The following is a 10,089-nucleotide window of genomic DNA, read 5'->3' as shown; positions in this document are numbered from 1 at the left end:
TGTTGCTCGGCAACAAGACGAACGTTGACTTCGGCAAGCCGGTCGTGCTCCCGAAGAAGTAATGAGACCGCTCGCGCCCAATCGTACTAAGTACGTACCCTGAGCGCTCGCTCTCGCAACCGCCCTCGGTTAACACCCGAGGGCTTTGTTGCTCACGGATCTGTCATCCTGGAGGTCGCGCAGCGACCGATAGGATCCAAGCCAAAAGCTTTAAATTGTTCCAAGGCGAGTGCAGCGCTCAAGCTTGCTTGAGCATTGCCGAGCCACAGAACAATGCAACGAAGTTGCAAAACCGCTAGGCAATCGCCTGGCGGTTTTTACATACCGCCTTTTTGGCCACCGGACGTTCCGCCTGAATTAGCCAAAAACAGGACGATAAGCAGGGCACTCCCTACAAGAACCAATCCGGTCATGATCAAGACATCGCTTGCTTCAACCGATCCCCCGGCGCCAAAATTTTTGCTGTCGTCAACGATAACGACTTTTTGCGAAGGATTACCGGGGTTTTGTTTTAGCGAAGTCCTTGGCTTGTGAAGCGTAGACGGACCAGACGCAGCGCACCCTACGGTGCTGACGCACAGGGCAATAGCGAGAAATATTGCAATAACCGTCTTGAACATTTTAAACTAAATTTCTCTTGAAAGATATAATATATTTTGTCTAGAAGCATGATGTATTACAAAAAAAAATCCACTTTCCTAGTCGCCCTGTCCATCTTGGCGTTAAGTGCCGTTACTTCGGCAAATACATGTACGGATTTTTTATTTAAACAGTTTAACACATTTCTAGATCCTCAAGCTGAAGTGTATATCGACTCAACAAGTATTGATTATTATTCTGAGCAAGTAGTTATTGCAAGTAAAGATTTTTATGACAATGGAAAGCTTGTCAAAAGGATTAAGATTTATGATGAAGATTCCGTGGTAACCTATTTCTATTACAACTCGAATGAATCCGTCTTAAAAAAAACAAGCAAGGAATATATCAATTCAGTAAGCACCATACAAGACACCCTTTTTATTGAAATTCAAGAATACAATGATGGTGTATTTGAAGAAAAAATCATTCGAAAACAGACTCCAAATTATGTAGTCGAAAAAGGCACTGATTATCTTTTTGAATTCATTTTAAAGCAAGATACTGTCATTGAAACATATCAAATGAATATCAAAAAAGATTCCGTATACAAATATTCCACGTTTGATATTGCTGATCCAAGCGACGACTTCAAGTGCTATGAATACGAAAACGGCAATGAAAAAGGGATCCCAATATTGTATAAACCAAACGAAAAAGGTTTTTCCATTCAATATACTTATGAGGACAATTCTTATAACCGTGAATATTTCTTTATCAAAAAAGACAATACAACCTCCCTCCGCAAGACACTCAAGCCCGTCAAAATCTCCCCCAAGGCCCGCTACTTCGACATGCTCGGCCGTTATAAGTTCAGCAAATAAAAGATGCCCGCCTGCGCGGGCATGACAATATCATCCCCCATCATCCATTATCAATCATCAATTATCAATCATCCCACACCCACACCCCACACCATCATGCTCTGCCCTCACTGCCACTCCGAATTGAAAGACAACGCCACGTTCTGCCCGCATTGCGGGAGCGACGCCAATACCGGCTGGAAAGAAGGCGCAGAATTTACCGACCTCGAAACGCCGGATTACGATGAAATTTTGGAGAACGAGTTCGGTGACGACCCGAACAGCCCCTACGCCAAAAAGAAAAAGGCGAGCCCGCTCGCCATAGCGGCCGCCGTTATCGTCGCCCTCGCGTTCATCGCCGCGATGATATTTTAACGTTCTTAAGAAAGCGTCTTTTCGAGTTCCTTGATGGTCTTTTCGGCTTCGCCGAAATCGTAATCGTCCACCTGGTCCTTGAGCTGGTTGATAAGCTCTTCCTGATTCTTCGCAAATACAATCCTTTCGAGCCCGTCGATAATGCGCTTGCACTGCGTCGAGGAACAGGATTCCACGGCGGCATGGAGGTCTACCAGAGCTTTTTTCAACTTTTCGTTCGCCTGCGGATCGTTCTTCTTTTCGACACGGGTCGTCTGCTCGGTCGCGATATTCTTCAGGGCCACCTTCAGGTCTTCGATAAGGTCACGCAGCGCGTTTTCGAACGCATTGTATTCGGTGAAGTCCTGCTTCTTTTGCGAAAGCGTATTTTCGACTGCGGCACCGAGCCCTTGGACATGCTTGGAACCTATTGTTCCGCACAGTCCCTTGATGGTATGCGTAATACGGGTCGCTTCCTCGTATTTCGAGCTCTCGATGAGCTTGCGCAGCTCGAAACCGTTTCCGCCGTAATCGGCAACGAATCCCTGCAATATCTTCAGGTAGAGAGTCTTGTTGTTGTTCGCGTGGTACAGACCGGAGCTGGCGTCGAAATTGCGGACATCCGAGAACTGGCTTACAAATTCGGCATCATCCGATACCAGCGGCGAGCTGCTTACCGAAACAAGCGTACGGTTCTGAATTTCGGGGCCTTCGGCAGCCACCTTCAGGTAATGGCTCAATACTTCGTACAGATGCGACGGGTCGATCGGTTTTACGACATAGTCGTTCATGCCGGCGTCGAAACATTCTTCCTTGTCTTTCTGGAACGCCCTGGCACTCATCGCGACAATGGGAACTTTCTTGAAATACGGGTCTTCACGTTCGCGGATGGCCTTGGTGGCGGTGAGACCGTCCATCACGGGCATCTGGAGGTCCATGAGCACGAGGTGGTAGGAATTCTTCTGCAGCAGGTCCAGCGCTTCCTGGCCGTTGTTCGCAATCATCGCCGTGAGGCCCACGCTGTCCAAAAGTGAAACGGCCAGTTCCTGGTTCATCTGGTTATCTTCGACGAGCAGAATCTTCGCGGGCTTGAAATAGACTTTCCGCTTCTCTTTCTTGACCGACTTCTTGTATGTCAGCGACGATCCGGTAGCCTCTTGCAATGCACTCAGGAGCGAGCTAATCTGCAGGGGTTTCGCGACACAGCTGTTGAATCCGAGCTGGGTTGCCTCGGTCTGTTCAGCTTCTTCGAAATGCAGCGGGTGCATAAGCACCTTGGGAATGGACTTCATCGACTCGGGAATGCCCTTCGCGAAGTTGAATCCCGTCTCGATACCCATCTTGTAATCGACCACGAAAATATCGAACGGCGATTCGCCTGCCTCTTCGTGGGACTGTATAAGGTCGAACGCCTCGGCTGCGGAACAGGCTTCCTCGACAACGCTCCCGAGGGTCGTGAGCATGTGGCGCAACACGGAACGCAGGTTCGCGCAGTCGTCCACGAGCAAGATATTCTTGCCCCTGAAATCGGAGACCTTCTTCCATTTCGGTTCGCCGGCATTCGACGCTATGGGTAGCGTAATGGTAAAGAAGAACCTGGAACCGACACCGGACTGGCTTTCTACCTGCAGCTGGCCGCCCATGAGTTCCACGAGCGACCTGGAAATTACCAGGCCGAGTCCCGTGCCGCCATACTTGCGGGTCGTAGAGCCGTCGGCCTGCGTAAAGGCGTTGAACAGGCGCGAAAGCTGTTCCGGAGTCATGCCGATACCGGTATCCGAGACGCTGAATGCGAGCCTTACGTTCTTTTCCGAAGCCTGTTCCAGCTTTACACGCAACGTGATGTCGCCCTTGTCGGTAAACTTCGTCGCGTTGTTGACGAGGTTCGTGAAAATCTGTGAAAGCCTGAGCGGGTCGCCCATGAGGAGTTCGGGGATATCCGGGTCTATGTCGACTATAAGCTCGATGTTCTTGCCCGCTATACGCACTTCCGCGAGTGCCGCCACCTCGTTGATGGTGTCCTGCAGCGAGAACTGAGTCACCTCGAGTTCCTGCTTCTTGGCCTCGATCTTCGAGAAGTCCAGGATGTTGTTGATAATCCCGAGCAGGGACTTTGCGGCATGGCCGATACGGTCCACGAAGTTGCGCTGCCGTTCCGAAAGTTCCGTTTCGGCTATCAGGTGCGCCATGCCGATAATGGCGTTCATCGGCGTACGGATTTCGTGGCTCATGTTGGCGAGGAATTCGCTCTTGGCTGCGGTCGCCTGTTCTGCGATTTCACGGGACGCCACGACTTCGGAGATGTCGATCATCGAGAGCATGTAGCCGATAGTGGATTCCTGCACCTTGAGCGGCACTGCCTCGCCCCTGAACCAGATTTCGTTCCCGTTGCTCTGGTTCTTGAGCATGAACGAATCCTTCCAGGTTTCTCCGTTTTCGAAAAGGTTTTTGACTGCGTTTACCAGGTTCTCGGGAAGTCCGCTGTTGCTCAGGTCGTCTATCTGGAGGCCGATAAGGCTGCGCCATTCCTTGCCGAATATGTCGGCAAACTGTTTGGACATGTATTTAATGCGCTTGTTGCGGTCGAAAATGACAAGCAGGGACCTGTCGGCAGAGAGCATGATGGTGTCAAGGATGGTATCCTTCTGGATGCCGCTCGTTTCATCGTTGATCATGAACAGGTAGCGGATGCTGCCGTCATCTTCTACGAGCAACTGGAAGAATATATTCCACCAGACTTCTTCCCCGCGGGAATTCTTGACCAGCACTATCGTCTTGCGTTCGCTGGGATGCAGCTCCCCGCCCATCGCCACGCGGTGGGCGAACTTCTTGAACTGTTCGGAGGGGATAAATTTCCAAAGGATTTCGCCCTTGATTTCTTCGCCGCTGTTCAGGAATTCAATGACGTTCGCGCTGGCATGGAGGATGTCGAACGTGTCGTTTGTAAGGATAAGGGAGAAGTTCGGGCTACCCAGCAACGTATCGAACAGCGTACTCGAACTCACGCTTTCGTTCAGGTCCTTCTCGATAAACCACTTGAACAGGAAATGCGCTATGATGCCTGCGGCGAGCATCAAGATGACTACGGCCAGGATGACCAGAATCATCACGCCGAAAAGGTCTTCCTTGAACTTGGCCACGACCTTGTTCTGCTGGATGATGTGCACCACGTAGAACGGGGACTTCTTCATGGGCGTGACCATGAAGGCGAAACTCTGCCTGTGGTTGTTGGATTTCTCGAAACGCAGCACCTTGCCGTACATCAACGAATCGACAACGAAATCGTCGTTGATCATGGAGAGGAGTCCCGAAAGGCTGTCCTGGTCCATCTTGCCGAGGCTCGTTTCGTACGGGAAGAACGTAAAAATGTCGTCGCTGCCGTTCTCAATCATCAGGGTGATGCCGCCTTCGTTCTTGGCGGCCGTTCCCAGAGACTGGCGAATTTTCAGGAGGTCGATATCTTCGGCGATGACGCCCTTGATCTGCTGGTTCCTGCCGAAGACCGGGAACGAAATGGTCATCACGAGCTTTTTGCTCTTGGGCTTGATGTTCGGGCCGGTAATGGCGAGCCCCTTGTTACGGGCGGCCTCGAGGTACCATCCCTTGGTGCGGAATTCCGAAGAGGACGCGTCGAGCATGTCGCCACGGGCACTGAAATAGTCCCCGTCGGAGTAGCCGTAATAGACATCGACGATATCGTCGTGGCTCTGCAGGTACTTGACAAAATGCAGGCGGTTGGACTGGCGGTTGTTCTGCGCGAGCTTCTTGAGCATCTTGAGGAACTCGTCCTCTTGCTTCTGCAGGTAAGATTCGCATTCGTCTACTGATTTCTTGACGTTGAATTCCGTGCTGCTGTAGGCGGTAGAAATCAGGGAGGAGCGTAGGTAAAATCCGAATACAAGCACGAGTGTCACGGTCACCAGCAAAAGCGGGATCGTATAGACAAACGAGATGCGCCAGCTTAACTGTCGGCGCTTTGCATTTACCGGATTATGCGTCAATTTTCAGAGTCCTTGAATTTCTCGTAAATGGATGGAAGTGTATCCGCTATCTTCAAGAAAGCGTCAATCACATCCGGATCGAACTGTGTTCCCTTCCCCCCTTCGATTTCCTTGACGGCGACCGGGTGTGCAATCGGCTCCTTGTACGGCCTCTTGGACACGAGCGCGTCGTATACGTCGGCGACGGCCATCAGGCGCGCCCCAATGGGAATCTGGTCGCCCTTGAGCTTGTTCGGGTAGCCTTCGCCATCCCAGCGTTCGTGGTGGGCCAGGGCCATGTCGGCGGCGATGCGCACCATAGGGCTTTCACCAAGCGCGCGCGTAGCCCCGCGCAATACATCGTAACCCATCTGCGGGTGCTTCATCATGACCTTGCGTTCTTCTTCGGTCAGCTTGCCCGGCTTGCGCAGGATTTCGTCCTGGATTCCGACCTTGCCGATATCGTGCAGAGGTGCGGCCGTCGCGTAGTAATCCACGTACTCGATTGACTTGATGTATTCCGGGAACTTGCCGCGCGAAAGCAGTTCCTGGGCCAAAGCCTGGACAATGAACTGCGTGCGGCGGATATGTTCGCCCGTTTCAGGGTCGCGGTATTCTGCAAGCGCGCCGAGACTCGTGAGCAAGACTTTCAGCGTCTTGCGCAGGTCCTCGGTCTTTTCGGCGACCAGTTCGTGCAGATGGTCACGCTGGCGCTTGTATTCAAGCTGGTTCTTGATTCGCAACAAAATAAGTTCAGGCATGAACGGTTTTGCGATGTAGTCCACCGCCCCGAGATCGAGTCCCTGCTTTTCGCTCTGCGAATCCGACTTGGCGGTTAGGAAAAATACCGGGATATCCTTGGAGGCGTCGTTTTGACGAATTTGTCTGAGAGTCTCGTAACCGTCCATTTCCGGCATCATCACGTCGAGCAAAATAAGGTCTGGATGCACTCTTTGGGCAAGTGAAACGGCTTTCTGGCCGTTCATCGCGACAATGACGTCATAATACGACGATAAAATCCCCTCCAAGACCTCGATATTGGTCTTGGTGTCATCCACCACCAGAATCTTAGCACGAACCTGTTCCATATTGCCTAATATATGTTCAAAAAAAAAAATGGAGCAGCTTGTTTTATTCCAAATTGGACGATTTGGATAAAAAAAAAGAAATTATATTATATAATGGATACATTTTAGGAAAAAAGATTATGGTTAATAGGTCCCACCAGGCATTCCGGGTGCTTGCAGTCGCAAGCCTTTTTTTGGCAGTACCCTCCATCGCTCAGGACGATGTTACCCCATTCTGGCGCGCAGTCGATAGCGTAGGCCAGAGTCTAGGCAACGCGGCCAACGACCTGTATACCGACCTTACCCTCCTCGACACCATAAGAATTGGCGGGGAAACCTTCCCCATCACCTGGAAAAGCAGCGACACGCTGTTCCTTACACATTCGGGCCGCATCAACGGCAGGTTTGTCGGCGAGAACAAGGAAGTGACGCTCACGGCTACCGTCCACGATGGCCTGAGGTCAAAGACGCAGGATGTACCGCTAAAGGTCTCCATCCACGGGTATGAACCCTACTCCAACTACCTTTTTGCGTATTTCCCGGCCAATAACAACGAAAACATCTACTACGCACTCAGCAACGACGGCTACAACTTTACCGCCATGAACAACGGGAACCGCGTGGTGGGCGCCGACACGGTAAGCCACAAGAAAGGCCTCCGCGACCCGCACGTGCTGCGCGCGCCCGACGGCTGGTTCTACATGGTGAATACCGACATGAAGAGCGCCGAGGGCTGGGCGAGCAACCGAGGCATGGTGCTCATGCGCTCCCGCGACCTTATCAGCTGGGAGCACAGCACGGTCCACTTCCCCGACAAGTACAAGGGCAAGAATTTCGCGAACGTGACCCGCGTGTGGGCTCCCGAGACGTTCTGGGACGACACCTACGACAACGGCGACGGCACCAAGGGCCGCCCGCTCGTGTACTTCTCGCTTTTGACCAACGACGGCACCATCAGCTACGACAAGGTGTTTTTCGCCTACGCGAACAAGAACTTTACCGATTTGGAGGGCGAACCGCAACACTTCTTCGACCGCGGCAAGTCCACCATCGACATGGACATCGTCTTTAACCCCATCGACAAGACGTACCACGCCTTCTACAAGAACGAAGGCGACGGCGGCATCTGCAAGGTGACCGCGAGTTCGCTCATGCCCAAGAGCGGTGCTACCTCGGGCTCGCAGTGGAGCAAGCCGAGCAAGGCCTTGCAGCAGACTACCGAGGCCGTGGAAGGCGCGGGCGTGTTCAAGCTCATCAACCAGAACGTCTGGGTGCTGATGTACGACTGCTACAACAACGGACATTACCAGTTCACTACAAGCACCGATCTCGAGAACTTCAAGTTCGTGCAGAATACCGAAATGCAGGGAGCCTTCACGCCCCGCCACGGCACGGTGCTTCCCATTACCGCCGAGGAGACGGCCAAGCTCATGAAGGCCTTCCCCACCAAGAATTTCGAGCCGCGCGTCATCGACATTCCCGATTCCATCGGCGTGTGCGACGGCAAGAAGGTGGTTGGTCCCTGCAGCGGCACCAAGATTATCCCGTACAGCAAAGTCAATGACGGCGGCTGGAACGAGACGCTTGACCTGAAGGTCGCGAAGGGCGCTACGGTGCAGTTCGGCCCGCACCCGTGGGACGGTAAAATTTGGAACTGGGACGGTCCGAACGGATTCAAGTCCACCGACCGAGAAAACACGCTCAAGAACGTGGATGGCGACTTTAGCGGGTACTACACCGTCACGTACACCAACGAAACAGGCTGCAAGAGCTTTGCGCGCATCAAGATGGTCGTGGACGATCCGGACAAGCCGTACAAGGAACCGGATACGACCTCAATCGATACGGGAAAAACCTCCATCGCGAAGGATTACCGCAACAATCGCACGAATATGCGCCTGGACCGCAAGCCGGTCTATTTCGATCTGCTCGGGAACAGGCTACCCGGAAAACCGAGAAACGCAGTATATATAGAGCGGTAGATTAAGGATATGGGATAAGTAGACAGTGGTTGGTGGTTAGTGGTTTTTAGTAACCACTCACATTACATTCCTGCGACAGTCCTGTTTAACTTAATAAACGCATTTACCGGGTCGGCATAATTCCAAATGCCCCCGAGAACAGAGACTCCCTGCACCGGGAGTTTTTTGATTTCATCGAGCGTTTCGTGGTCAACGCCGCCAAAGGCAATCACCTGCGGAATTTTCGAACCCGCTAAAGCATTCAATTTGCCCAAAACCGGCTCAATTCCATGAAATTTGACCGGCTCATACACCGACTGCGGCTGAAATACCGGCCCGACAAGCGCCCCGGCCACCCACTGCGGCAACTTTTCCAGCTGGTCCAGGCTTCGGCAAAAGGCAACCGTATTCACCCGCTTCCAGCTTTCGGGAGCATCGACCAGTAAGGAGCCCGCCTCGGCAACGCACCCGCGCACGTCCAGGCGCTCCGCCAAATCGGGAGTCCCCCGCACCCAGATGCGGTCACGGCATTCCATCGGGAGGGCCATGAGCCAGCGTTCGTAATCACTTTCGGTGGCGTAAGGAGAGCCCCCTCGTCCGCGTTTCTGTAAAATCAGGCGCGAAAGCCCGCGCGAAAATATTTGCTCAATATCGTCAAATTCCGAAGCAAAATCGTCAGGAGATGTCGTAAGCCAAAGCCGCATGGAGCAAATATACAATAAAGAAACACCCCTAGATTTACGCAATTTTTCAAAAAATCCTTGTTCAGTTCCCTTTAATCTTTATATTTTTCATCTTGGATTTTTCGCTTTTGGCTCCAAATGGGCCGAAAGTGCACTTAAATCAGATTTTTTCGAAAAAACCTAAAAATTGGAGACACACATGGCAAAAAAGATGATTGCGTGTGATGGTAACGAAGCCACCGCTAGCGTAGCGTTTGCTGTTAGCGAAGTTGCGGCTATTTACCCGATTACACCGTCTAGTCCTATGGCTGAGCACGCCGACAACTGGAGTGCTGCAGGCAAGAAGAATATTTGGGGACAGGTTCCCCGCGTGTTTGAAATGCAGTCCGAAGGTGGCGCTGCCGGTACCGTTCACGGTGCTTTGCAGGCCGGTGCTTTGACCACGACCTTCACCGCTTCCCAGGGTCTTCTCTTGATGATCCCGAACATGTACAAGATTGCGGGCGAACTGACCCCCACGGTCTTCCATGTGACTGCCCGTGCCCTTGCCATGCAGGGCCTTTCTATTTTCGGTGACCATTCCGACGTGATGGCCTGCCGCCAGA

7 protein-coding genes and 1 pseudogene are annotated in these 10,089 nt (G+C 52.2%); 4 read left to right on the top strand and 4 right to left on the bottom strand.

All coding sequences use genetic code 11. The annotated features are described in order from the left end of the window. Positions 1 to 317: 317 nt before the first annotated feature. Positions 318 to 620, bottom strand: coding sequence for a hypothetical protein (locus tag B3M32_RS08375; RefSeq protein ID WP_290745306.1), 303 nt, complete (start codon positions 618 to 620; stop codon positions 318 to 320). A gap of 48 nt (positions 621 to 668) precedes the next feature. Here B3M32_RS08375 and B3M32_RS08370 point away from each other — a divergent pair, with 48 nt between their 5' ends. After that, complete coding sequence (locus B3M32_RS08370; RefSeq protein WP_290745304.1) at positions 669 to 1,460, top strand: hypothetical protein; 792 nt, start codon at positions 669 to 671, stop codon at positions 1,458 to 1,460. A 21-nt stretch (positions 1,461 to 1,481) separates the two neighbouring features. Next, positions 1,482 to 1,814 carry a zinc ribbon domain-containing protein gene (locus B3M32_RS08365; protein WP_290745298.1) on the top strand — a complete coding sequence of 111 codons (333 nt, stop codon included), beginning with the start codon at positions 1,482 to 1,484 and terminating at the stop codon, positions 1,812 to 1,814. A gap of 5 nt (positions 1,815 to 1,819) precedes the next feature. On the opposite strand, the gene B3M32_RS08360 is transcribed toward B3M32_RS08365, so the two are convergent. Together B3M32_RS08360 and B3M32_RS08355 are read right to left on the bottom strand one after the other, a co-directional pair. After that, the gene (locus tag B3M32_RS08360) at positions 1,820 to 5,794 is read right to left on the bottom strand and encodes a response regulator (RefSeq protein ID WP_290745296.1); all 3,975 of its coding nucleotides are present in this window, start codon (positions 5,792 to 5,794) and stop codon (positions 1,820 to 1,822) included. Beyond that, entirely contained in the window at positions 5,791 to 6,861 is a 1,071-nt protein-coding gene (locus B3M32_RS08355; RefSeq protein ID WP_290745293.1) for an HD-GYP domain-containing protein, read from the bottom strand. Before B3M32_RS08355 ends, B3M32_RS08360 begins: the two co-directional genes overlap by 4 nt. A 119-nt stretch (positions 6,862 to 6,980) precedes the next feature. Here B3M32_RS08355 and B3M32_RS08350 point away from each other — a divergent pair, with 119 nt between their 5' ends. Next, positions 6,981 to 8,822 (top strand): glycoside hydrolase family 43 protein, encoded by a 1,842-nt coding sequence (locus tag B3M32_RS08350; RefSeq protein WP_290745290.1) that lies wholly within the window; start codon positions 6,981 to 6,983, stop codon positions 8,820 to 8,822. A 62-nt stretch (positions 8,823 to 8,884) separates the two neighbouring features. Here B3M32_RS08350 and B3M32_RS08345 read toward each other — a convergent pair whose 3' ends face one another. Continuing rightward, entirely contained in the window at positions 8,885 to 9,505 is a 621-nt protein-coding gene (locus tag B3M32_RS08345; RefSeq protein WP_290745286.1) for a thiamine phosphate synthase, read from the bottom strand. A gap of 178 nt (positions 9,506 to 9,683) precedes the next feature. Between B3M32_RS08345 and B3M32_RS08340 the strand changes: the two are divergent. Continuing rightward, a pseudogene (locus B3M32_RS08340) lies at positions 9,684 to 10,089 on the top strand (pyruvate:ferredoxin (flavodoxin) oxidoreductase); the annotation flags it as partial.

It is taken from the genome of Fibrobacter sp. UBA4309, assembly GCF_002395745.1.
In the GTDB taxonomy this organism is placed as follows: Bacteria; Fibrobacterota; Fibrobacteria; order Fibrobacterales; family Fibrobacteraceae; genus Fibrobacter.
The sequence above is the reverse complement of the archived record's forward strand: the minus strand, read 5'-3'. Positions and strand labels throughout refer to the sequence as shown.